18 protein-coding genes and 1 other RNA gene are annotated in these 23,807 nt (G+C 44.0%); 3 read left to right on the top strand and 16 right to left on the bottom strand.

Annotated elements, in window-relative coordinates:
* Positions 1 to 9: 9 nt before the first annotated feature.
* The 11 genes from G596_RS0105105 to G596_RS0105150 all read right to left on the bottom strand — a co-directional run bounded on the left by G596_RS0105105 (position 10) and on the right by G596_RS0105150 (position 12,196).
* Positions 10 to 2,127 carry a hypothetical protein gene (locus G596_RS0105105; RefSeq protein WP_155829145.1) on the bottom strand — a complete coding sequence of 706 codons (2,118 nt, stop codon included), beginning with the start codon at positions 2,125 to 2,127 and terminating at the stop codon, positions 10 to 12.
* A gap of 207 nt (positions 2,128 to 2,334) precedes the next feature.
* A complete protein-coding gene (locus tag G596_RS0105110) occupies positions 2,335 to 3,159 on the bottom strand; it encodes a S1 family peptidase (RefSeq protein ID WP_022760767.1) in 825 nt (274 codons plus the stop codon).
* A gap of 119 nt (positions 3,160 to 3,278) precedes the next feature.
* An RNA gene (rnpB, locus tag G596_RS23545) (RNase P RNA component class A) lies at positions 3,279 to 3,624 on the bottom strand.
* Positions 3,625 to 3,745: 121 nt separating this feature from the next.
* Positions 3,746 to 5,398 carry a nucleoside kinase gene (locus tag G596_RS0105115; RefSeq protein WP_022760768.1) on the bottom strand — a complete coding sequence of 551 codons (1,653 nt, stop codon included), beginning with the start codon at positions 5,396 to 5,398 and terminating at the stop codon, positions 3,746 to 3,748.
* Between the two features lie 98 nt (positions 5,399 to 5,496).
* A complete protein-coding gene (locus tag G596_RS0105120; protein WP_022760769.1) occupies positions 5,497 to 6,234 on the bottom strand; it encodes a class I SAM-dependent methyltransferase in 738 nt (245 codons plus the stop codon).
* Between the two features lie 4 nt (positions 6,235 to 6,238).
* Entirely contained in the window at positions 6,239 to 7,450 is a 1,212-nt protein-coding gene (gene rpoD / locus G596_RS0105125) for an RNA polymerase sigma factor RpoD (RefSeq protein ID WP_026499192.1), read from the bottom strand.
* Between the two features lie 463 nt (positions 7,451 to 7,913).
* Complete coding sequence (dnaG, locus tag G596_RS0105130; protein ID WP_022760771.1) at positions 7,914 to 9,692, bottom strand: DNA primase; 1,779 nt, start codon at positions 9,690 to 9,692, stop codon at positions 7,914 to 7,916.
* Between the two features lie 15 nt (positions 9,693 to 9,707).
* Entirely contained in the window at positions 9,708 to 10,712 is a 1,005-nt protein-coding gene (locus tag G596_RS0105135; protein ID WP_026671206.1) for a deoxyguanosinetriphosphate triphosphohydrolase, read from the bottom strand.
* A 133-nt stretch (positions 10,713 to 10,845) separates the two neighbouring features.
* On the bottom strand, positions 10,846 to 11,154 hold the full coding sequence (locus G596_RS0105140) for a hypothetical protein (RefSeq protein WP_026671207.1): 309 nt from the start codon (positions 11,152 to 11,154) through the stop codon (positions 10,846 to 10,848).
* A gap of 55 nt (positions 11,155 to 11,209) precedes the next feature.
* A complete protein-coding gene (locus G596_RS21005; protein WP_022760774.1) occupies positions 11,210 to 11,755 on the bottom strand; it encodes a DUF6465 family protein in 546 nt (181 codons plus the stop codon).
* Positions 11,756 to 11,785: 30 nt separating this feature from the next.
* On the bottom strand, positions 11,786 to 12,196 hold the full coding sequence (locus tag G596_RS0105150; RefSeq protein ID WP_022760775.1) for a hypothetical protein: 411 nt from the start codon (positions 12,194 to 12,196) through the stop codon (positions 11,786 to 11,788).
* 290 nt (positions 12,197 to 12,486) lie between these two features.
* Between G596_RS0105150 and G596_RS0105155 the strand changes: the two genes are divergently transcribed.
* Positions 12,487 to 14,484 (top strand): methyl-accepting chemotaxis protein, encoded by a 1,998-nt coding sequence (locus tag G596_RS0105155; RefSeq protein ID WP_022760776.1) that lies wholly within the window; start codon positions 12,487 to 12,489, stop codon positions 14,482 to 14,484.
* Positions 14,485 to 14,498: 14 nt separating this feature from the next.
* Positions 14,499 to 15,494: a sugar ABC transporter substrate-binding protein gene (locus G596_RS0105160; RefSeq protein WP_022760777.1), complete on the top strand. Its 996-nt coding sequence runs from the start codon at positions 14,499 to 14,501 to the stop codon at positions 15,492 to 15,494.
* Positions 15,495 to 15,696: 202 nt separating this feature from the next.
* Here G596_RS0105160 and G596_RS0105165 read toward each other — a convergent pair whose 3' ends face one another.
* Positions 15,697 to 16,269 (bottom strand): thymidine kinase, encoded by a 573-nt coding sequence (locus G596_RS0105165; protein WP_022760778.1) that lies wholly within the window; start codon positions 16,267 to 16,269, stop codon positions 15,697 to 15,699.
* A 158-nt stretch (positions 16,270 to 16,427) separates the two neighbouring features.
* Here G596_RS0105165 and G596_RS0105170 point away from each other — a divergent pair, with 158 nt between their 5' ends.
* Positions 16,428 to 17,087, top strand: a complete 660-nt coding sequence (locus G596_RS0105170) for a hypothetical protein (protein ID WP_022760779.1) — start codon at positions 16,428 to 16,430, stop codon at positions 17,085 to 17,087.
* Between the two features lie 116 nt (positions 17,088 to 17,203).
* On the opposite strand, the gene G596_RS0105175 is transcribed toward G596_RS0105170, so the two are convergent.
* The 4 genes from G596_RS0105175 to G596_RS0105190 all read right to left on the bottom strand — a co-directional run bounded on the left by G596_RS0105175 (position 17,204) and on the right by G596_RS0105190 (position 23,358).
* On the bottom strand, positions 17,204 to 19,123 hold the full coding sequence (locus tag G596_RS0105175; RefSeq protein ID WP_022760780.1) for a substrate-binding and GGDEF domain-containing protein: 1,920 nt from the start codon (positions 19,121 to 19,123) through the stop codon (positions 17,204 to 17,206).
* A 10-nt stretch (positions 19,124 to 19,133) separates the two neighbouring features.
* Complete coding sequence (locus tag G596_RS0105180; RefSeq protein WP_022760781.1) at positions 19,134 to 20,774, bottom strand: DUF6020 family protein; 1,641 nt, start codon at positions 20,772 to 20,774, stop codon at positions 19,134 to 19,136.
* Between the two features lie 19 nt (positions 20,775 to 20,793).
* Positions 20,794 to 22,110: a GTPase HflX gene (gene hflX, locus G596_RS0105185; RefSeq protein WP_022760782.1), complete on the bottom strand. Its 1,317-nt coding sequence runs from the start codon at positions 22,108 to 22,110 to the stop codon at positions 20,794 to 20,796.
* A 396-nt stretch (positions 22,111 to 22,506) separates the two neighbouring features.
* A complete protein-coding gene (locus tag G596_RS0105190; protein ID WP_022760783.1) occupies positions 22,507 to 23,358 on the bottom strand; it encodes a Uma2 family endonuclease in 852 nt (283 codons plus the stop codon).
* Positions 23,359 to 23,807 lie beyond the last annotated feature (449 nt).

Raw genomic sequence — 23,807 nt, forward strand, 5'->3', positions numbered from 1 at the left:
GAAACCCTGTTAGCCTTGGCTATTACCGTCACTTACAGCAGCAGGAATCTGCGCCGGGGCGTTTTCCTCGGGGACAGTTGCATCATCGTTCGCATCGGGGTTCTCTGATTCCTCGGAGTTATTGTTTTCTTCATCAGCACTTTCCTCATCTGTCACTTCTCCTTCATCCTGAGCTTCGGCGCCATAACTATCCATATTGAATATTTCTTCTGAAATCTCAATTCCACCATAATTGGAAACCATAGAAGTATTAAGTGTATTAACTTCATAATTCTGATAAACTTTCGGATAAACGATTACTGCCTTGGTTATATCTCCATGCTTGTAACCGCACGCCGGAAGCCAATACTCGGCTGTCTGCTCGGTTTTCCCGCAAATTACATTTGTATTTGTTATCTCCTTAAAAAAATTACTGTTTTGTCGCGCCTCGTTTCTGTCCGTAGTCTGATGTTTATGATCTTCCGGAATTCTATCTACAACCATTTCGCACACATCACATTTGTATTTCGTATTACTTTCATTGATTTTCATATTACCTGCATTGTATTTCTTATTACTTCCGGTCTTTTCAGTCTCCTCACTAATCTGAGTAAAGTGAGGATGATATATATACGTTCTCGTAGTCTCGTAACATGAGCTTATATGTTTGTGATATACCGGTGAAGTAAAGCAACCTCCCTTGGAAGCTGATTTATCACTGACTACATTTCCGTTTACATCCTTATGATAATGATGCTCATAAGTTACATTTCCTGAACTAATTACATGTGAGGGAATAAGCTTGACTGCTTCAATCAACTCAGCCATTGTTGCATCCTTACCGGCTTCATAGCCGCAAAGGTCGGACAGTATGGATGCTAGTTTATTACGATTACTGTCCGCACATTGAAAAACCTGCTGTACCATTCCGGCAACTTCTTCAATCTTGGTGTTAGCCTTATCTATTTTGGAGTTTGTATCCGAAAGTGAATTTCTGACTTCGTCAATATCACTTCGTGCAGAACCAATCTGTCCCTGAACATCACCTATCTGAGCATTCACTGTTCCAATATCGCCCTTTACATCTCCGATACCTGTTCCCAATGCATCAATGCGGTTGTCTGTACTAATCTGTGCCTGACGAACCTCATTTACTCCGCTTCCAATGTTATTAACATTTTCAGCCACTTTGTTTACTCCATCTCCAACGCTATTAACATTTTCTGAAACCTTGTTGACATTCTCAGAGACTTTGTTAACATCACTTCCAACATTATTAATATGTTCGGAAACCTTGCTGACTTTATCTCCAACTTTCTTCACGCCCTCAGTTGTTTTGCTCACGCTCTTTTCAACATTATCAAGCATATTGATATAGGTAGTCTGAGTGCTCTTAAGATCATTCTCAAGCCTTGTGAGATTCTCTCTTGATTCTACCTTCTCAAGGGTCTTCTCGATGGTTTCAAGATTATTGATAACCGTTTTCTGTGAATCGGAATTTTCCTTCTTGCTCTCTTTAAGTTCTGCCAAAAGTCCTGACACATCACCGCCCGACTTATCACAGCTCTTTTTTATATCACTGAGTGCATTCGTAATCTGGGCAAAGCTCTCCTTATCCTTGTCAGAATCTTTATTTCCGCCCTTTTCCATGCTCTCCTGGAGTTTCTTAATCTGATTATTGGTAGTGGTAATTTCTGAATGTATAGACTCGAGTGCTTTATCAAGTCCGTTTATCTTCTCTACAACCTTTGTGTTGTTTGTGTTTGTATTAGTATTTGTGCTGTTGTTCTTCTCTTTTTCCAGAGTTTTCTCTTTTTCCAGAGTTTTCTCCGTAAGCTCCTTCTGCTCATTCTGAACAGTCTGAACTTCTTTCACCAGCTCTGAGCTTTCTGTAACAACCTTATCAAGTCTCTCAAGATAATTCTCAATCTCCTTAAGCTGATCGTTCGCTTTTTTCTGTACTCCGAGTGAGTCCTTCTTAACCTCCTGCTGAGCTGCATCGGCACTTATCGCCGGAGTTGTCACATAGACGAATCCTCCACACATTATAGTCGCAAGCACTACAGCTGATCCAAGGACAAGCGTATCATGCCTCTTAAGCTTCTTTAAAAGCTCTTTCATCGAGTTACTTTGTTTAATTGGTCTCATAAAACTAAAAACCGCCTTTCATAAAAACTTCTTGGAAAAAAATAAATGGAAAATCGTCACGGAGAAACTCCGGAACATTTGTCGACTGAATGCCGACAAGTTGAGACTATACCACAGCAAAAATTTTGTGGCAAGAGATTTTTTTGAAATTAAGAAAGGCTTAAGATTTTGTTAGAGGTAACTAAAAAGGGGAGGCTCTGTTGCAGTCTAGTGTTCACTCATGGAAAGTAGCGGCTTTATGTCTGTCAGTCTGACGCCAACAGTTTCACCGGTATCGGAGCCGCCGACAAGAATACCGACATAATGTCCGTTTATGTCAAATATGCCGCCGCCGGACATTCCACTGTGGGCAGCAAGTTTTGTATAGATCATCTTATAGCCGTAGTCGACAACAAGAATATCGGGATTAATGACAGGACCGTAAATATACTTGCCGGCGATACCGGTGTCGTTACCATAGTAGTTGTAGGTCTGGACTTCCTTGGCATTTACGAGATGATTGGATTCAAGCGCAATTACTCTCTCATCTTTTTGCTTATCAAAACCTGACATGACAGAGTAATCCAAAGTAACCCTTCTGAGATTCATTAAATCATAGGGCTCTAATGCTGCCGTTTCAACACTGATAATTGCAGCATCATAATAATCATCGATTGTATCAAGGTTCGCATCTGCCACTTTGCCATTAAAGAAAATGACATAGTTACTTTCTGAATTGTCCCACTTCTGCACCACGTGAGCTGCTGTGAGAATTCTTATTTTTTCTGAATTTATAGATATGATATTTCCGGTTCCGTACTGCTTGCCAACCTGTATCTGAACTGTTGAAGATCGTACATTTAGTGCGGTTTTTATAACTGCATCTTCTGTATTTGTTTCTGGAAAATTGTAGGGAACTGCAAATGCATCAATAGAAAGCATGTCCTGTGCAATTTCGGAAGGCATAGGACCCTGGGCAGATGTATGTAATGAATCCACGCCAACAGTGATAAGCATGGCAAGTAATACTGTTAATATCTTTTTCAGATGCATGATTACTTTTCTCTCCGGTTTCGGACATTTTTATATCCAAAAACCCTGCTATAGATTCGATAAAATGACACATACCATATTGCCGATATCAATCCTATAGCAGGGCTTTCGTCCTTTTATGTATGAGCAGGCCTGTAAGCCGGGTTATGTCGAGAATGATCATCTATCTAGGACTGCCGTTACCGACAGCCTCAAGCGACCCACCTGAAAACGGACCGGGCCGGCCCATAGTTTTCTTTTTGGTCTTGCTTCGGATAGGGTTTACATGGCTACAGATGTTACCATCTGCACGGTGGTCTCTTACACCGCCTTTTCACCCTTACTCTTAAAGAGCGGTTGTTTTCTGTTGCACTTTCCCGGGAGTCACCTCCGCCGGACGTTATCCGGTATCCTGCCCTACGAAGCCCGGACTTTCCTCACCCGCGCCCTTACGGGACTAGCGGCCGCGATCATTTGTCCTGCTCATACATAAGAATTGTAGCAATGAATTAAATTATGTCAAGCATATTTGAAAATGAGTACAAAAATAGACGTACAATTATGCACGCCTATTTTACTCGTATTTCCAATAATATCCAATATATCCTCACACCTTAAAGCAGCTGCCACCGACAAACTCCCTGGTGAGTGAGTTCTTGGGAAGTGTCTGCGAGTCGACTGCAACAAAGTAATCAAGGAATTTTAGGAGGCGCTTTGCCTCAAAGTACTCGGGCTCATCCTTTTTGATAGCAAATAGGAGGGGCTCTGCGTACTGCTTCAAAACCGCAAGTTCGTATATCTGGGCGGAGTTGAACATCTCATCCGCACCTTCCTGGAACGGGAAGATGTTCTGGTGTTCGCCGCGTCTTACGGAATCCCACATTGCAATCGTGTGCTTTGCGGTGGCACCGCGGGTTCTGGCATCACGAACTATACGTCTGATGAGACGCCCGTCGGTTGTGGGGATTCTGTTATGTCCGTCAATACTAAGTGTTGTCAGCGCACTAATATAAATCTTAAATTTGGACTCTGCCGGAAGAGCATAGCTCATCTTCTCGTTAAGTCCATGAATACCCTCGATAACAAGTACATCTCCGGGTTTAAGCTGAATGAAATCTCCGTTCATCTCACGCTTACCTGTGACAAAGTTAAAGGTCGGCATCTCAACTCTTTTGCCCTCAAGAAGAGCCACCATATCCTTGTTGAACTGCTCGACATCAAGAGCCTCGAGACATTCAAAGTTGTAGCTTCCATCCTCGTTAAGAGGAGTATCCTCTCTGTTCACAAAGTAATTATCAAGACTGATCGGATGCGGGCGAAGGCCATAGGTACGCATCTGAATTGAAAGTCTGTTGGCAAAGGAGGTTTTTCCCGAAGAGCTTGGTCCCGCGATCATCACAAATTTTACATCCTTGCGCTCATAGATTTTCTGGGCAATTTCGCCGATACGTCTCTCCTGAAGAGCTTCCTGCACAAGCATAATGTCATTGAACTCGCCTCTGCAGATGGCATCATTGAGGTCTCCGACGGTTTCGATTCCCATCATCTCGCCCCACTTTGTGGAACGGACCATTTCATTAAACAGCTTTTCCCTGGGCTCACTCTCCGTGATCTGATCCGGCTGTTTTCTGGATGGAAGATGCAGAATAAGTCCGTCGTGATATTTTTCAACCTTGAACCACTTTACATAAGAGGTGTTCGGAAGCATATATCCATAGAAATAGTCGCTGAATTCATCGAGCTTATAGACATTGACCTCGGAGCTTCTTCTGTAGCGAAGAAGTCTAACCTTATCGTCCATACCTTCTTTTCTGAAAATCTCGATGGCATCTGCAAGGGGATACCCCTTCTTGGTTATAGGAAGGGCATCATCCACCATATCCTGCATTCTCTTCTGGACTTTTTCGGCGAACACTTCAGTTACCTTGAAGTCACTTTTTATACTGCAGTAAAAACCATTACCGATTTTGTATTCAACCTTAGTGAAGGCATGATGTTTTCCTGAGACATCGCGAACAGCTTTGATGAGCATCATGATAGCAGTACGGGTGTAGGTGTTGTTGCCAATCTCATCCGCAGTAGTAATAAAGGTCAGGTTTTCATCCCTGTCCACTTTTTTCATGAGCTCACGGATTCTGGATCCGTAAACCACTGCTACAATCTGATTGTCATACTTGTGCTGGAATTCTCCGGCTATCTCTTCAAAGGTTGTGCCCTTTGCGTATTCGCGTTCTTCGCCTTCTATATTGAGTCTTGGCATATTGATACCCCCTCATCCGTCAGCTTTGCTGACACCTTCCCCCCCAAGGGGAAGGCAAAAAATGATATCTTCGCTAATACCTCCCTTAGGGGAAGGCGTTAATACAAATTAAGTACGATTGAAATATCGTTTATTTTACTTATAATATCATGTATTCTTTCGCTATGCTCATTTTCAGATAATTTTAATAAAATGCTTTCCAGGACGCTCTTCTCGTGGGTCAGGTACTCGTAGAGAGTTTTATCCCTGTTAAGGAAAAGAGTGGGGCCGAAGCGGTCGCAGATTCTGATGGCGTCTTCAGCGGAAGATATTTCTTCCACTACCTTCTCATAAGCTTCATTATTATCATCGTCGCTTACTCTTACAAGCATGGCGGTGTAGTATTTTCCATCCTCGAAAATCTCAGCCTCATCCTCTATGAAAAAACATTGCTGCCTCAGATACTCTCTGAAAGCTCTGAGGTCCGACTGGGGTTGAAGGATCATTTTCTTTATCCCTTTTTCACGGGGAGAGCCCTCTTCGAGGATTCTCTTCATCAGTAGTCCGCCCATGCCGGCGCAGATAATCGTATCAGCCTCGCCTGGCTTCAGCTTTTCCATGCCATTTGAGAGCCTTGTTTCTATCTTGTCTCCAAGACCGTATTCGGCGATGTGCTGTCCTGCTCTCTCAAGCGGTCCTTCATTTATGTCCATTGCTATCACATGATCACAGGCGCCGGAATTAATAAGATAAATCGGAACGAATCCATGATCCGTCCCGATATCGCACACGCAGGCAGAGCCCTTTACAAGCTCTGCTACTGCGCTAAGTCTCTTAGATAAAATCACATTTTTCATAGTGTTAATCCAGATAATCCTTAAGTTTTCTGCTGCGGCTGGGATGACGAAGTTTACGGAGCGCTTTTGCTTCGATCTGCCTGATACGCTCACGTGTTACGTTGAATTCCTTGCCGACTTCTTCAAGAGTTCTTGCTCTTCCGTCATCAAGACCGAAACGGAGGCGAAGTACCTTTTGTTCACGCTCTGTAAGGGTTCCGAGAACCTCAACCAGCTGCTCCTTGAGGAGTGTGAAAGCTGCTGCATCAGCGGGTACCGGAACATTGTCATCCTGAATGAAATCACCAAGATGTGAATCTTCCTCCTCACCGATAGGAGTCTCAAGTGATACAGGCTCCTGTGAAATCTTTAAGATCTCACGCACACGCTCTACCGGAATACCCATCTCCTTTGCAATCTCCTCGGGAGTGGGTTCGCGGCCGAGTTCCTGAAGTAACTGTCTGCTGATACGGATGAGCTTGTTGATAGTCTCAACCATATGAACAGGGATACGAATAGTTCTGGCCTGATCGGCGATCGCACGTGTGATGGCCTGACGGATCCACCATGTAGCGTATGTGGAGAACTTGAATCCCTTACGAAAATCGAACTTCTCAACTGCCTTGATAAGACCGAGGTTACCCTCCTGAATAAGGTCAAGGAAAAGCATTCCTCTTCCGACATATCTCTTTGCAATACTTACAACAAGTCTGAGGTTAGCTTCTGCAAGGCGCTTCTTTGCCTCATTTCCCATAAAGGAAATGCTCTTAAGTTCCTTCTCATCCTTGTCCTTAACTCGCTCGTAAGCTTCCTGTTCTTCCTCTTTGACATCTACCTTATCGGCGCCGCCGGCTTCCATGATACGCTCAGCCATCATACCGTCTTCCATCTGCTGTGCAAGATTGATCTCCTGATCAGCGGTAAGAAGCGGAACCTTACCGATTTCCTTAAGGTACATACGAACCGGATCCTCGATGCTTATTCCGTCCGGAACCGACAGGTCGATATTTTCCATATCAACCTCTTCCTCATCACCGAGTACCACTCCGTCATCATCGGGAATATCAACATCCACATCATCTTCCATTCTGATGATGTCGATTCCTGCAGCCTCAAGCTGCTCAAGAACTCTGTCGAGGTTGTCCTCATCCAGATTAAGTTCTCTTAAGAAATCACTAATCTCGTTGTAGTCGAGAGTGTTCTGCTTCTTTTTGCCAAGAGCGAGAAGTTCTCTGATTTTCTGTAAAAACTTCTCTCGGGTCTCCTCATCGAGACCCTCACTACTCTGTTCGCCCTTAGCGCTTGTATCTTCCTTTTCCTTAGCTGCCTTCTTTGAAGATCCGGTTGCTTTCTCAGCCTTCTTAGCTGTCTCTTTTTTAGCTGTTTCCTTCTTCTCTGCAGGCTTCTCAGCAGCCTTCTTTGCAGGCTCCTTTTTAGCAGTTTCCTTCTTTACTGTCTCTTTCTTCTCTGCTGTTTTTTTCTCAACAGGCTTTTTTTCAGCCGCCTTCTTTGCAGGCTCTTTCTTTGCAGTTTCCTTCTTAGCGGTTTCTTTCTTTGCTGTCTCTTCCTTAGCTGCCTTCTTTGCAGTTTCCTTCTTTTCTGCTGTCTTTGCGACAGTCTTCTTTGCTTTATCCTTGTCAGCTGCCTTGCCGGTCACTTTCTTATCTGCCACTACGTTACCCATCCTTTCAACTTTTGTCTCATGCCTTCAAAACGATCTTCGTTCTCGACAATTCCTCCAGCATACGTTTGCCTTCGAGAGTGTAATTCCACCTCTCCGGAGCATCTGCCTCCATATCCGACAGCGTTTTTTCATAGCCGGATTTTTTTATGTCATAGAGAATGTCATGCATAGCCTTTTCACGTTCATCTTTTGTATCCACCTTAACAAGGTTAGTGTTGAAAAGCTCTGCGACCTCTCTTTGCTCCTCTTCATCGGTAAAATGGTTCATGACCTTCGCCGGATCAAAACTTCCGTCATCCAGTCCCTTCCACATTTCATCCGCGATGCTGCGGTACATCTCATCTGCAAAATCTTTTGGACCTATCCATTTCTTTACTGCCGAAAAAACTTCAGGCTCATCTGCAAGCCATGTTATAAGTAGTCTTTGCGGTTTTCTCGATGGATCTTCCTTTGGAGTGTTGTACTGCTTAGGCGTCTTCGGTCTCTCTGAAGACTTCACAATACCGCCCTCGGCAGCGAGTCCCGCCACCAGTTTATGCAAATCATCAGCACTTATCATATAGCGCTGTGCTACCGCCTCAAGGTAATTCTCACGCTCCACTGCCTCGGTAAACTCACAGAGTTTTTTTCCTATATATCTGTGAAACTCTGTCTTCTCGGCCGGATCGCTCATATCAAACTCTTTTTCTTTTACTGCTATTTCAAAGAAAAACGGATTTTCAGCCTTTTTGATTCTCTCCTCAAAGGCTTCCCTTCCTTCATTTTTTATGAATTCATCGGGATCTTTGTAGGGCTTTAAGTTGAGTACTTTTCCCTTTAATCCCGCACCCTTTAATATCTCTATCCCTCGAAGTGCGGCGCTCGTTCCCGCTCCGTCACTGTCGTAGGACAATATAACCAGATCCGTGTAACGCTTTAAAAGACTTGCCTGCTGGGATGTGAACGCCGTTCCAAGTGAAGCAACCGCCATATTAAATCCGGCCTGATGCATCGCTATGACATCCATGTATCCCTCGCAGATTATGATGTAACCTGCCCTGGCATTTTTTGCATAATTAAGTCCGAAAAGGTTTCGGCTCTTATCGAAAATCATGGTCTCCGGAGAGTTCAGGTACTTGGGTTTGCCATCTCCCATCACTCGTCCGCCGAAGCCTATGACCTTTGAGTTTGCATCTAAAATCGGAAACATCACACGGTTCCAGAACTTATCGTGCGTTCCGTACTTTTCATCGTGTGAGGCGAGCCCCGCGTCAATTATCTGGGAGTCGCTGTAGCCCTTGCTCTTTAAATACTTCACGAGGTCGTCGCTCGTGACATTGGAATACCCCAGCCCGAACTTTTTGATGGTCTCGTCGGAAAGAGCTCTATCCTTAAAGTATTTAAGGCCTTTCTCACCGGCCGGAGATTTCAGCTGATATACATAATATTTGGCAGCTTCCTTGTTTATCTCCAAGAGAGTCTGGCGCTTATCACGCATCCTCTTCGCTTCCGGGGATTCATCCTCCTCAGGAAGCTTAACACCGGCTCTCTCCGCCAGCGTCTTCATGGCCTCTCCAAATGTTAAGTTGTCGTATTTCATCAAAAATGAAAAGACGTTTCCACCCACTCTGCAGCCGAAGCAGTAAAACATCTGCTTGCCCGGCGATACGCTGAAGGATGGCGACTTTTCATTATGAAAAGGACACAGTCCCACGTAGTTGGCACCTGCTCGTTTAAGGCTTACATACTGACCTATAACGTCGACGATGTCGTTGCGGGATCTGACCTCTTCTATGATCTCGTCAGAATATCTCATGTTGTTGTCCTAAATCTATAGTACGTTCCAGCTCTTGGGTACGAAGTACTCCTGGAACCTTGCAATCGCAAAACGGTCTGTCATTGAGCTTATGTAGTCACAGACAAGCTTTTCTTTTGGCTGTGAATCCATGAGTCTTTTCAGGTAATCCGGCAGAAGATTTTCATGATCCATGTAGTACTGATAAAGTATCTTCACAAGATTCTCGGCCTTCCCCTCCTGGTTCTTGGCCTTCGGATTGGTATAAACGCTCTTAAACATGAAAGCTCGAAGCGCCATAAGGGCTTCATGAACTTCCTCCGACATGAGGATGTCGTTGCGATTGGTGCTGGCCTCCACAATGTCATGGATAAAGGTGTCTAGCCACTCGCGGTTACTGTGTCCGATTACTTTTGAAATATTCTCAGGCACATCGGATTCCTTAAGAATGCCTCCGCGGATAGCGTCATCCATGTCATGGTGAATGTAAGCAATCTTATCAGAAAGACGCACCACTCTTCCCTCGAGAGTTACGGGAGTCGTGTCCATCTCATGATTGATAATTCCATCCCTTACTTCAAAAGTAAGGTTGAGTCCCTGTCCGTCCTTCTCCAAAAGTTCCACTGTTCGAAGGCTCTGCTCGTTATGTTTAAAGCCATAGGGACATATCTCATTGAGTGCCCGCTCTCCGGCATGGCCGAAGGGTGTGTGTCCAAGGTCGTGTCCAAAGGCAATCGCCTCTGCCAGGTCCTCATTGAGCTTAAGCGCTCTCGCTATAGTTCTGGCATTCTGGGCAACCTCAAGCGTATGGGTCATCCTGGTTCTGTAATGATCGCCGTCCGGCGTCAGGAAAACCTGCGTCTTATCCTTTAGTCGCCTGAAAGATTTGGAATATAGGATTCTGTCCCTGTCCCTCTGGAAGCAAGGTCTGATATCACAGGGTTCCTCCTCCGTGTTCCTCCCCCTGGAATTCATGCTAAGGGTAGCATACGGACTTAGGTTCAGTCTTTCTCTGTTTTCTAAGCTTTCACGTATTTTCATACACACTCCAGTCTGGTACCAAGCCTGAAATCTTGGATTTTCCCGGAAAAACTCCTCACTTTAGTAATATTCTGCGGGAATTTTGTATTTCCTTTTTTATTTTATAAAAAACTTATCCCCCAAGGGGAAGGCGTTATTCTTTCCACTCACGAGACTCGTATTGTTCGTTTATCCAGGCGATGGCAGCGTCGAAGCCTTCCTCTGTAATCTCGAACTTTTCAGAGATTTTCTTTTCATCCTCAGTGTCGTGATAGCTGTAGGGCTCAGGCCAGACCGTGGCCATAAGACGGGATTCCGGATTTCTTTGCTCCACAGGTGTGAAAACCACGTTTTCAAGCGGTTCTCTGGCAAGACGGTAACGCATTCCTTTGTAGCTTCCAAAGAATGCTTCGCCGTATTCATAGTGCTTTAGATTAAAAAATACTTTCTTTTCAATAGCCATAAGTGCTCCAATGATTTCACCTGGCTCGAATACTCTCGCCAGGTGATCTTTTCTTTTAATATGTAAATTTTCCTGTGTCTTTGTGGTTAACCACATAGTAGGCAGCATTTTCCTCGGGCTTTAAGTAAATCTGAAGCTCCTTGATGTCAGATGCCTTGTGGCCTAAAGATATGTACTGCTCACGAATCTTATCAGCAATATCCTGAGTTCTTACTTCGTAGTCCTGATACTGGATAAAGAACTCTGTCTTGGTGCTCTTCTTGGCAGCTGTCTCAGTGATATCCTTAGTTGCTGCCTTGACCGCATCTGCTGCCTTCTCACTCTGCTCTTTAATTGCCTTTGTTGCGGGAGCAGTTCTCTTCTTTACTTCTTTTATTACAGGATCTGCTTTCTCCATAACATCCTTGATCACAGGATCAGCCTTTTCCTTTACATCCTTGATCACGGGAGCGCTCTTCTCCTTAACCTCGTCAAGCATCGGCTCAGCCTTCTCCCTTGCCTTCTCGATGTAGGGCTCTACCTTTTCAACATAGGGCTTTGCAGCCTCCTGTACATCCTTAGCAATATCCTTGAGTTTATCTGTAGTCTTCTTTGTTGCCATTTTTCATACCCTCCTAAGTTAGTTTATAGATTATCTGAATTTGTTCATAAAATTGGCTAAAGGTCCGATCGCATCCTGAAGATCCTTAATACCCTGATTCAGGCCGTCGAAATCAATGTTTGCCATTTTATCAAGAGACTCTGTCAGCTTATCACCGTTATCATTCAAAATCGAATTCATGTTATCACCGGTGGACTTAAGTGACTCGGCCATCTTATCAATGTTATCTATTGTGGCTTCTGCCTTGCCAATAGTCTCGTAAACAGAAGTCGCTGCCGTCTCAACCTTATCCAGAGTGCTTACGACTCTGGGAACAATTGCAAAAATCGAAATACCCACTGCAACCAGTATCACCAGAACGCAAACAGTTCTGATTTTCTGAAGTTTAAGGCTCTTATTAGAATTGTCCAGTAATTTCTGCATCACTTCATCATTACCCATATTTAATTGCCCCCTATCTCTACTTAGCGCAATTAGCGCTGATTTACATAAAAGTATATGCTTTTACGGCAGATTTTTCAATGAAAACACGTCAAAAACCATGAAAGTACATCATTTTAGTTTGTTCTTTTTTTCGTAATATTTTATGCAAATTTAAGAATATAAAAAGAGTCTTTTTATAGGAATATGATACGTTTATTAATGATAAATAGGATTGCCATATCATCGAAATAATTAAGCGCAATTTTTTATCAAATAACAGTTATTTCCTTTTTGCTAAGGAGGACATTATGAGTGACAAGCCCACAAAAATCCGCAAAACCGGAAAGATAAGGAACAAGCTTCTGCTATACATCGTTCCTATCGTAGTAATCATGATCATCATTCTTATCGCCATCGCTTCCACCATGTCCAAAAAGCGTATGACCGAGCTTGCAACGTCCAACCTGAATTCCTCAATTTCGAATCAGGCTGATAACATCGTTGCATGGCTAAATAAGAATCTGGAGTATTTCTCAACGGCAAAGCAGTCCATAGAAGCTGCAAACCCTGATGAAGCACAGCTCCAGACTATTTTGGACGGTTTCTATGGTTATAACAGCGATTCCCCTGAGGGACTGCGCATAGGAACTGCCGATGGCGCATATTATAAGGCCACCGAATCTACTCTGGAGGAAGCGAATCCCACTGAATCCACCTGGTATAAACAGGGTCTTTCAAGAGTTAATCTTCAGTACGGAACTTCCTATACAAACTCCCAGGGCAAGGATGTTATAAGTGCATCCGGTATCTTAAACATGGGCGACGAATCTATCAAGGTTATAGCAGCTGATGTTACCCTTGATAAAATCACCATTATCGTAAATTCAGGTGTCAAGATGGATAAGGCCAGTTCTTTCCTCGTAGACACAAATGATAATACGATTCTTGCTCACAGAGACACTGCTCTTGTATCCACTAAGATTGCGGAGGACAATGGTGATGTTCTTCTTGCCAACGTGGCAAAGGCAATTAACGCTGAAAACTATACAACGAAACAAATCGGCAACTATGTAGTTGCTTTCAAAACAATAACCGGAACTGATTGGGTACTTGTATCATATATCGAACAGGACGTAATAATGGCCAGCATCAAAGAGCTTGTTAATTACCTTGTAATTGCAGGTCTCATAGCAACCATTCTTATCATCATCCTTATTCTATATGTTGTCAGCAGAGTTATTGCTCCTCTTGCAGGCATCACCAAGAGTATCAACGCTATGAGTGAAGGTGACTTCACGATTGATGTCAAAGCAGAGAGTAATGATGAAATCGGTGCCATGGGCGGAAAGATTGCAGAATTCGTTGAGAGCATGAGACATATGCTATCAAGTATCAGCGAAGAGTCCGAAAAGCTTAAGGCAGAGTCCGAGGCTTCAGATTCCGTTTCAAGAAGCATGTTCGATGCATCCCAGTCACAGGCTGAGGCAATGCAGCAGCTGAACGACACCGTTGATCAGCTTGCTTTAGCTGTCGGCGATATTGCAAACAATGCTACCACTCTTGCAGCTGTTGTTGCCGACACCCGTGACAATTCAGTCAAGGCTGATGAGAGCATGAAGGAAACCGTAAAGATTTCCCAGAAGGGCCGCGAGGATATGGAAAAATTATCCCATGCCATGGATGGTATCCAGACCGCAAATACCAAACTTGTTGATTCCATCAACGAAGTTGGAAAGGCTTCCGAAGAAATTACAAATATTGTCAGCATGATCGGTGAAATTGCTGAAGAGACAAACCTGTTGTCACTCAATGCATCTATCGAGGCAGCAAGAGCAGGTGAAGCCGGAAAAGGCTTTGCTGTTGTAGCTACTCAAATCGGAAAGCTTGCTCAGACAAGTTCAGAGAGTGCAACCAATATCTCCAACCTGATTGAGGAAGTTCACAGACTTATCGATGAGGCTGTAGGCCAGGCTAATGCAAGTGCCGACAGCATTGAAGAAAACAGTGAGCTTATCCATGTAGCTGTAGAAACCTTCGATCAGATTTATGAGAACATACAAGCATCAAATGACTGCATAGAAGAAATGATCAGAGATGTTGAAAAGGTTGATGATGTAGCAACGAACGTAGCTGCCATTGCCGAAGAACAGGCAGCCAGCGCTGATGAGATACTGGCAACCTCAGAGAACATGGTTGTGGAAGCAAAGAACATTTCCAAGCACAGTGAAGATGTGGCAAACAACTCCCACGAGCTGGCAGACACATCCGACACTCTTACTTCCCATGTTCAGAAGTTCAAGATTTAAGAGGAGGTCTTATCGTGAAGAAGAATTTTTATACTAAATTATTAAGTATTGCTGTAGTTCTTGTTCTTACGGCATCCACCCTGACAGGATGCGGAAAAGCTTCCTCCGGTGGCGGATCCGATGGATCCGGTGTGAAGGTGTTTTTCTCCACACTGACTCTTGATGATTTCAAAGAGCTTGTCCAGAACTCAGTAATTGAAGCAGGTGCAAAAAATGGCGTAACTGTAGATGTAGGAACCCCGTGCGCCACCGTGGATGAGCAGGTTCAGCAGTTCAGAGATGCTGTAGCAAAGGGCTACGATGCCATTATCTGCAATCCTGTAGATGCCGATACTGCACTTCAGCTTGAGGTTATAGCAGGTGATATTCCAATTCTGTTCACCAACACACAGCCTGCTGATGATTATCTCAAGCCCGACAAATACATGTATGTGGGTAGTTATGAGATTGATGCAGGAACCATGCAGGCCGAATATGTATGGAATACTCTCGGAAAACCGAAGAGCCTTAACGTAGTTCTTTTCCAGGGACAGCCCGGACACCCCGCTGCTATCAAGAGAACTCATGCGGTTAAAAAGTATTTCATTGATAATGGCGTAGACGTAAACTATGTATTCAACGATACAGCTTACTGGGATACTCAGAAGGCAGCCGATGGTTTCAAGACTTTCCTTAAAACTCAGCAACCCTATGACTGCGTAATCTGCAATAACGATTCAATGGCTATCGGCGTTGTTCAGGCGATGGACGAACTGGGTATTGATACCTCTGCTATTCCTGTTGTAGGTATTGATGCAACAACAGACGGTTGCGCTTCCATTATGAACGGAGGCATGCAGTTCACAGTTCTCCAGTCTGCATCCGACCAAGGCGCAGCCTGCATCGAAGCAGCTATCGCTCTTGCAAAAAAAGGAACCACAAAGGATGTCGAGTATGTAACCGACGACCTCACCTTTGTATGGGTTCCCTTCACACCTGTAGACAAATCTAACGCTGGGTCGATTAAGTAATCTTTTTATAAAATAATACGCCCCGACAATATATATTGCCGGGGCGTAGTTTTTCATAAAAATTCCCCTCATCCGCCCTTCGGGCACCTTCCCCCCAGGGGGAAGGCTTTACTATTTTGCCTTCCCCCTGGGGGGTGGAAGGCTTTACTATTTTGCCTTCCCCCTCTGTGGGGAAGGTGGCACGCAGTGCCGGATGAGGGTTTTATATCGTAAGCTTGCCCTTCTTGAAATGTTTGCGGCAGAGGGCGATGTAGCTTTCGTTGCCACCCATGAAGACCTGCTCGCCGTCACGTACGATCTTGCCATCGCATATTCTGGCGTTGCAGGTTGCCTTTCTTCCGCACCAGCAGACGGTCTTGACCTCTTCTATCTTGTCTGCGATCTCCATAAGGCGCGCAGAACCCGGGAAAAATTTCTCCTGGAAGTCGGTACGAAGTCCGTAGCAGATAACGGGAACCTTATCAAAATCAACGATGTCCGAGAGGATGTCGACCTGCTCTGCAGTAAGGAACTGAGCCTCATCGACTATGATCGCATCGTATTTTTCTATCATCTTATGCTTTCTGTGGTATTCATCCAAAAAATCCTCCACAAGCATACACTCTGCCTGAAGGCCGATTCTTGATCTTATGATTGTAGCTCCGTCTCTGTTCTCAAGACCGGGCTTTAATATGATCGAGTTTTTACCTCTCTCATGATAATTGTAATTGACCATTAGCGCGTTGGCTGTCTTGGATGATCCCATCGCACCGTATCTGAAATATAGCTGTGCCATTAACGTATCTCCTCCTGATTTTTCGGCGTGCCGCATCCCTATCTTACCATATTTTTCATCCTTTTTTTATAAAAAATACAGACCTCGGACATGTCACGTACACATGATTAAGCTAGATTATATGTAGGAAATTTCTTGCGAAAAGGAGGTCTCTTACTATGAAAATATTGAAATCTTTCATGGCAGCGATGATTATTTTTTTGCTTTCAGCAAACACCGCACTGGCAGCTGCAGCCACCGATAGCGATATGATTGACGCAACCTCTCCCGATGCCGATATTCAGGTAATGGAAACCTATGAGCACTCTTCTGAGTGGGGTTATAAGTACCTTATCGCCGTATGCAAAAACAATACAGATGAGGATCTTGAGGTATCCTGGGATACCGTTAGTTATGATGCAAACAATAATATTCTGGAAACCGGCTCATCCTACAGTTCTTACGTAGTTGGCCGTCAATGGTTTGTACTCTATGCTCTTTTCCTTGACTCTGATGATGCGGAAAATTACGATTACAAGATCAAAATAGATAATGCACAGTACATTGTTCCTGCACAAAATGATGTAACCCTTGAGGCATCTATGTCCAGCAACGGCAAGCTGATCATCCAGGCAACAAACAATAGCGACAAGGATATCAGTACCATCCAGGCAGCTACTTTGTTCTTCGATGAAGATCACAATATCGTAGGTTTCGAGGATTCCTATGTTGTAAACAGTAACTACAACGTAAAGGCCGGCGAAACGGTAGTGAACGATCTCACTCCTCCCGATGGCGCCGACACCTACGAAATCTACTACACCGCCTACAGGTACTGATGCCCTAAAATCTATGGAATAATACGTCCCCGGGATATATGTGTTCGAAACCAGCCGATTATGCGCGTAGCGCAACGAGGCTGGGAGCGAATACACATATCTAGGGGGCGTATTTTTTACATGGTTTCGTCCTGGTGGTGGAGGTCCTTCATTTCGTACATTTTTTTGTCGCTCTCGGCGAGACAGTCTTCCACGCGGGTGGTATGCTGCATCCTGGTGATGTACCAGCCCTGAGAAATACTCAGTTTGAAGGGGAAGGCTCCGGCTGCATTTTTTCTCTGCATACTGCTCTCAATCTTAGCTGCCACCTCCTCTGGTGATGCCTTTGAGGCAGGGAATACCATAAGAAATTCATCGCCACCGGTTCGCGCACAGATGCCGCTTTTGGGGCATTTCTTTTTTATGATCTTAGAGGCAGTTACTATAGCCATATCTCCTGCCTCGTGTCCAAGATTGTCGTTAATCTTCTTAAGGCCGTCGAGGTCGAGCGTCATGAATGCGATTTCTTCCTTAGATGCAATCCATTCCTTTGTATTCTTTGAAACCCACATCTCAAAACCGCGGCGGTTACTCATACCGGTCATGAAATCAGTAAGACTCTTCTGTTTTGTCTGCTCCAGAAGGTGTTTTAGCTCAGCTGAAATGAAATGCTTATTCAGGGCGAGCGATATTTTCAGAACCCAGTCAAAATAATACTGATCAACCGTATCCTTCATGGAATCGAACTCCGATGCCATAAAGCCTATGCAATTATGGCTGTCGTGCAGCAGCGAAAAATATATGGTTTTGGGCTTATTCTTTTCATATACATCCACCATGAGCAGATTGTCTGTCCTGAAGGATTTGTTCTGTATCTCGAGCCTTTGTCCTTTGTTGTACGCAAAGATAGGGTGCACAACATCCATAACATCCTCGGAAAAGGTTCTGCCACCGTTTTCGTTCTCCTCGCCGGACAGGCATATATAAAGAGATTTATGCTTTACCACGAGATCAACGTTCCTCTGAATAGTATCAAGAAGTTCCTCCATTGTATTGCATCCGTCGAGGTCTATTTGGAACATTGTCTGGTTATGCGGTTGTCCAAGCAGATGACTCATTCTCTCATAATACTGATTCAGCTGCTGCTGATAAGAAACCATTACCTCTTCACCGTAGCAGCCGCAGCTCTCTCTGTACATAATCTTCGCTGGAACAGCTATAACATTCTTTATATACTGGTGATTGATGAGCTTGTCAGTCACTTCCATGGTGCGCTCAGCCATGCCTTCGAGGTCTACGCTAACAGTGGTAAGTGTAGGATGGTATTCCACAGCTTCAGCTATATCGTCGACACCGGTTATCTTCAAATCCTCGGGAACCCGCACTCCATGCTCAATAGCCGCATTACTAAGAGCTCTCGCCATATGGTCGTTAGCGCAGACTATTGCATCCGGTATATGATCGGGATCCTGGAAGAAATATCTGAAAGCTTCCTCGCCTTTAAATCTCCACATATCGCCGTGGAAAACAAAGTTATCATAGACGGGAAGCCCCTTGGCTTTCATTGTTTCAAGATACCTTTTAAGTCTCTCATTACTGTCGTAATGGTCCTCATAGCCCGCCATAAAAGCTATATTTTTACAGTGATGATAATCCGCAAGGTGATTAATTATATTAATAATTGCGTCATTTGCATTACTTAAGATGCACAGAAAATCCTTGTACTTTTCCCTGAAGCTGATAACAGGGCAGGTTGCTCTCGCCCTTATCTCATCCTCAAGTACCTGTCTGATGGACGGTCTGTCAAAAGTATCATAGGCAACAATTATGGCGTCCAGGTGCTCTATTGGCGCGAACTTCATCATCTTTTCATTCATCTTGTTAAAATCGCTCTCGTCGTCAATGACCTCGAACGTCATGAAGAAAAGAAGGTTGTAGTCCATCTTCTTGGCGGCGCTTGATAGCGCATGGCAGAATTTTCTCTGAAATCTAACCTCGGAACAGTTAAAAAACACGCCTATATTTTTTCTTCCGCTTTTTGTATTTTCCGTATCCATAGTGCACCTCTTAATCCTTTAAAAGGGTCATGTATAAAAGTATCGGTGATGTGAAAATCATCGGCAGCGCATATCTTGAATAAACCATAGGACTTACTATCAAAAAGAGCATATTCACCACAAAAGGAACGATGAACAAAAGGCTCTTTTTCTTATCGATAGATCGTTGTCTGTATACGCAGTATGCCGGAATCCAGAGCACGTAAAGCGCGTGCTGGAATAAAATGCAAAGTCCCGGGAAGGATCTGATCCACTCGTAAATCTCCGTCATGGAGGTATAGACTCCCTCCGGATTCACATGGCGAATCTGAGCGAAAATTCCCTCATCAGTAGGTATGTGATCGAATATCCCGATATCGTACCCGGAGGCAAAGTACATTCCGCAGATGGGGAGCGTGGCTCTGAAATAGGCACCGGGATGCTTTAACCCCTGCCTGAGCCATAGCTTGTAATAATCGGAAAGTTCCTTCTTCGTCACATGCAGATTGTAGGTCGCCTTGATGTTATCCGTTGTTTCGAAAGTATAGTTGTTTACAAGAGTGTCGTAGTCCACCACCTTCGAGATAATCTCTATATCTTCCTCCGTTACTTCTTCCCCATAATCCCTCACGTATCTGGCGGTCTGCTGGAAAAGAGTTCCGAGAATCTCCTGCTTTCCACCGGGGAATATGTTGAAGATGGGATATATCAATTTAGGCAGTATTATCAGCATCAAAAGTGCTGAGGTAGCAGCTGCGATAATAGCAGTTTTCCGTTCCTCCCTCGCCCTGATAGCAAGAAAAATCCCGGTCAGAATAACAAAATATACACCGGTATTCTGAGTCAGAACCACCAGGATCGACAGAACTATCCACAGTATCCTCTCCTTTTTCGAAAATACATGTCCGTTTATCGCTATCTGCAGAAACATAAACACATACAATACGATGAGTATCGAGTGAAGTGAATTCTTAAGCATGTTGCAGACGTAATACGGAATAGCCGGAAACAGTGCAAAGAATGCCGTAATAACCCGCCTTGCCACAGGGCTCTTTTTATCCCCTCCGGTCCATGCCTTCTCTATCACATAGGAGAAAACAAGCGCTGCCAGTACCATCTGTAAGACGATATACAAAGTAAGACCCACAGCAGGTTTTCCCATAAGGATACCGATTTTAATAAAGCTTCCGAAAATCAGCGTCACAAACACGGGATGATGCGCATTGAAAAGCACCGTCACCTCTTCCTGGCCGGGCGCATAGCCAAACGGAACCGCAGATACCCCGTCGAGGAAATCCTTAATCTGATTGACCGTGTCATAGTTCACAAGACCGGGAGCATAGATGATAAGGTAGGGAAGCCAGCACACGAAGAAAAGGATTGCTGCACCGAGCCATCTTTTCACGGAAAATGCTGTCTCATCTCCTGCCGCACTTCTCCCGCTCTCCAAACGTATGTAATCCATCAGTGAAAAGAAAACAAATGATGCAATGAACGAGACAAGAAAGTACGCTATCCATTTAAAATGTTCTATCGTGTTCCAGCCAAAGCATGCGTGGGAGAGCGTGGCCTGTATGCACACCGCATTTATAAAAGCAATCACGGCCGAGTATATTGTCTTTCGGATAAGCCTGCCACCTGCGTTTATACTTATCCTTTTGTTAAACTCCATGTAGGTTCCCCTCTCACCTCTAAATTGCGTATTTCATATACTGAATTGCCACCTTTTTGCCGCACTTTGTTAAAAGTCTCGTGCCCTCTTCAAGGTATTCAGTCTCAAGAACTTCAGACCGCTTCGTAAGCTCGTGTAGAGCCGCGCCGTCTGAATACGGGATCAAAAATTCGCACTCCGCTTTCTCTCCCTCAAGAGTGCGCTCAATCAGTGTCACAAGTTCGTCGATTCCGATGCCATCCTCAGCAGCCATATAAATCCTGTCATCGCGGACATGCGGAATAGTCATGGAAGCGTGCTCGGAATTGCCAATCACAAGATCCGCCTTGTTAAAGACGTAAATTATCGGCACCTTACCCGCACCAATCTCCCTGAGAGTGCGCTCGGTAACTTCCATATGATTCATGTAATCCGGATCCGAAAAATCTATGACCTCCAGCAAAAGATCTGCATAGACAGCCTCTGCCAGGGTTGATCTGAACGCCTTTACAAGAGTTGTCGGCAGTTCATCAATAAATCCAACAGTATCCGAAAGGAGAAAAGGTCTGTGTCCCGGAATGTCTATCCTTCTGACGGTGGTATCAAGCGTCGCAAATAGCATATCCTTTTGCATGACCTTTTTATCGGACACCTCTTCCACATGGCTCGAATCGAGCATAGCATTCATGAGCGTGGACTTGCCGGCATTGGTGTAGCCCACCAGAGAGATTCTGGCGAGGTCAGCTGAGAGTCGCTTCGAACGCTGCGTATTTCTCTCGCGTTCCACATTCTCAAGCTCTCGCCTAAGCTCGGCACATCTGTGCTCAATCCTTCTTCTGTCAAGCTCAAGCTTCTTCTCTCCGGCACCCTTATTGGAAAGTCTGCCGCTGCCTCCGCCCTGACGGCTTAGTTCCGTTCTCATCCCGGCAAGCCTCGGGAGCATAAACTGAAGCTGTGCATATTCAACCTGCATTCTGGATTCTCTGGTCCTGGCTCTCTTAGCAAAAATCTGCAAAATCAGGCCTGTTCTATCTATGACCTCGGTATCGAGAATCCTCTCGAGGTTCCTTATCTGAATCGGTGAAAGCGTATCTCCGAAGATTACAATGTCCGCATCCTGCATGCCTATGAGGTTCTTAAGTTCCTCCACCTTACCGCTTCCGATGAACGTACTGCCCTCGGGATGAGGAAGTGTCTGTGTCACCGTAAAAACGGGCACAAGATCACAGGCCTCTGTCAAAGCCTTAAGTTCCTTCATTGATCTCTCGAATTTCGCTTCGTCTCTATTGTCGTAATTAAGTCCCACAAGGATTGCCCTGGGGACATCGTAGTTCAATTCTTCTTCTAAATTTACCACTCGTTTTATCCTATTTTGTCAGCTGTTTTCAGCAATACCAATCGCTTAAATTCCAAGTTTCATACATCATATCATTATACCACCAACCCCTATATTTTAAGCGATTTTTCATTACTTTTTGCCTTTAACTCTCTTTATTTTCACATTGTCGCTTATTCCCGACTTTTCGATAAGTTTAAGGTTTTTCTGATAGACTTTCTTGTTATTGACACTAACCTTCTTAAGGTCCAGTGTTCCACTCTTTGCAAGCTGATGAACTAACCTATACGCCTAAAAATATTTATATAACACGCAAGCTAATTATACCCTATTTAACAATACAAAAATCAGCATAAATACTGATATTTCCATAAGCTTTTCATAAAAAATGATGCTGACAATTTGTTCCTCAGGCAATCACTCCCCAAATTCATCAATCGAAGCAGCTATCTCGTCCAGGCTTATCTTTAGTTTCCCATCGTAAATTGCAACCGGTGCTTCACCTTTAAGCGGAAGAACCTGTGGAACAAAATCCTCATCCATAAAGTTGTAAATTATGAGACATCTCTTGTGAGGATCAACTATCCAGTATTCCCTTACGCCGGCATTTTGATACTTTGCAAGCTTTATAGTCAAATCTTTTTTTCTTGTGGATTTAGACAATATTTCAACAAGAAAATCCGGTGCACCATATATTCCAAAGCCCTTGATTTTGCTTCTGTCACAGATTACGAGAACGTCCGGCTGAACCATAGTCTTATTGTCGCAGTCAAGTTGAACATCCACAGGCGCGTAAAAAGCTTTACATTTCCCTTTGTTTTTCTTAATATAATCCGCTATAGCAGAATGAATTACATAGGAAATATCCTGATGTACAATCCTTGGTGAAGACATGTCATAAAAAACACCATCTATCAGCTCAACTCGCTGCTCGTCAGGAAGTGCATAGTAATCATCAAGGGTATATTCACCCTGCTTCTTATTAGGATCACCATATTTATTGCTCTTGGTAGCTGCACCGTATACGGGCTCAGGTTCCATGAATTTTCCGCTTGTTGCATCGTGGTATTCATAGGCTTTCCCTCTATAAACCGATTCATCGCTTGATAGCACCTTCTCTATAGCATCGAGCGTAGCCTTCCGTGGATTCCTGGTTTTTCCGGTAAAAATCTTTTGCAAAGTAATAGAAGGAACTCCCGTATACTCAGAAAGCTGACTGTAGCTGTAGCCTCTGTTTTCCTTGATTTGTATCATCTGCTTAATTGTCATGGCAGTGCCTCCGTAAGAATTAATGGCATGAATGCTTATAGCATTATAATAATATATAATTATATATATCTCAATATTTTTATATCCTTTTTAATACTTTTGTATATTTGCATAAGCTTTAAATAAAAAAATGATTAAACCGGTTCAAAAATCAAGGACTTTTTGTAGACAGATTTATGGAATTGGTGGAATCAAATTAGACAATTGATATACCAATTATGACAGATATGGAATTCCATAAGACAGTTATAAACTTTCAGTAGACAGCTTGTATTTTTGACAAACCGAAACAGGTATTTAACATATAGCCATGACAAATAAGCCAGAGGATTATCCGGCAATCAAAAAGCTGTACCGTCAGAGGGTGAGGTGAACTCGCATTAGCGATAAGCCAGGCCCTTACTGCCACGATACAGCCTTTTTCATTATACAGCTGTAGGGTGTTTTAA

This window comes from Butyrivibrio sp. AD3002 (assembly GCF_000420905.1).
Taxonomy (GTDB): Bacteria; Bacillota; Clostridia; order Lachnospirales; family Lachnospiraceae; genus Butyrivibrio.

What these genes read in the sequence shown, in the direction of transcription:
- G596_RS0105105 (WP_155829145.1), bottom strand. Translation starts at nt 2,127, where the DNA reads ATGAGACCAATTAAACAAAGTAACTCGATGAAAGAGCTTTTAAAGAAG.
- G596_RS0105110 (WP_022760767.1), bottom strand. Translation starts at nt 3,159, where the DNA reads ATGCATCTGAAAAAGATATTAACAGTATTACTTGCCATGCTTATCACT.
- G596_RS0105115 (WP_022760768.1), bottom strand. Translation starts at nt 5,398, where the DNA reads ATGCCAAGACTCAATATAGAAGGCGAAGAACGCGAATACGCAAAGGGC.
- G596_RS0105120 (WP_022760769.1), bottom strand. Translation starts at nt 6,234, where the DNA reads ATGAAAAATGTGATTTTATCTAAGAGACTTAGCGCAGTAGCAGAGCTT.
- dnaG (WP_022760771.1), bottom strand. Translation starts at nt 9,692, where the DNA reads ATGAGATATTCTGACGAGATCATAGAAGAGGTCAGATCCCGCAACGAC.
- G596_RS0105135 (WP_026671206.1), bottom strand. Translation starts at nt 10,712, where the DNA reads ATGAAAATACGTGAAAGCTTAGAAAACAGAGAAAGACTGAACCTAAGT.
- G596_RS0105140 (WP_026671207.1), bottom strand. Translation starts at nt 11,154, where the DNA reads ATGGCTATTGAAAAGAAAGTATTTTTTAATCTAAAGCACTATGAATAC.
- G596_RS21005 (WP_022760774.1), bottom strand. Translation starts at nt 11,755, where the DNA reads ATGGCAACAAAGAAGACTACAGATAAACTCAAGGATATTGCTAAGGAT.
- G596_RS0105150 (WP_022760775.1), bottom strand. Translation starts at nt 12,196, where the DNA reads ATGGGTAATGATGAAGTGATGCAGAAATTACTGGACAATTCTAATAAG.
- G596_RS0105155 (WP_022760776.1), top strand. Translation starts at nt 12,487, where the DNA reads ATGAGTGACAAGCCCACAAAAATCCGCAAAACCGGAAAGATAAGGAAC.
- G596_RS0105165 (WP_022760778.1), bottom strand. Translation starts at nt 16,269, where the DNA reads ATGGCACAGCTATATTTCAGATACGGTGCGATGGGATCATCCAAGACA.
- G596_RS0105170 (WP_022760779.1), top strand. Translation starts at nt 16,428, where the DNA reads ATGAAAATATTGAAATCTTTCATGGCAGCGATGATTATTTTTTTGCTT.
- G596_RS0105175 (WP_022760780.1), bottom strand. Translation starts at nt 19,123, where the DNA reads ATGGATACGGAAAATACAAAAAGCGGAAGAAAAAATATAGGCGTGTTT.
- G596_RS0105180 (WP_022760781.1), bottom strand. Translation starts at nt 20,774, where the DNA reads ATGGAGTTTAACAAAAGGATAAGTATAAACGCAGGTGGCAGGCTTATC.
- G596_RS0105190 (WP_022760783.1), bottom strand. Translation starts at nt 23,358, where the DNA reads ATGACAATTAAGCAGATGATACAAATCAAGGAAAACAGAGGCTACAGC.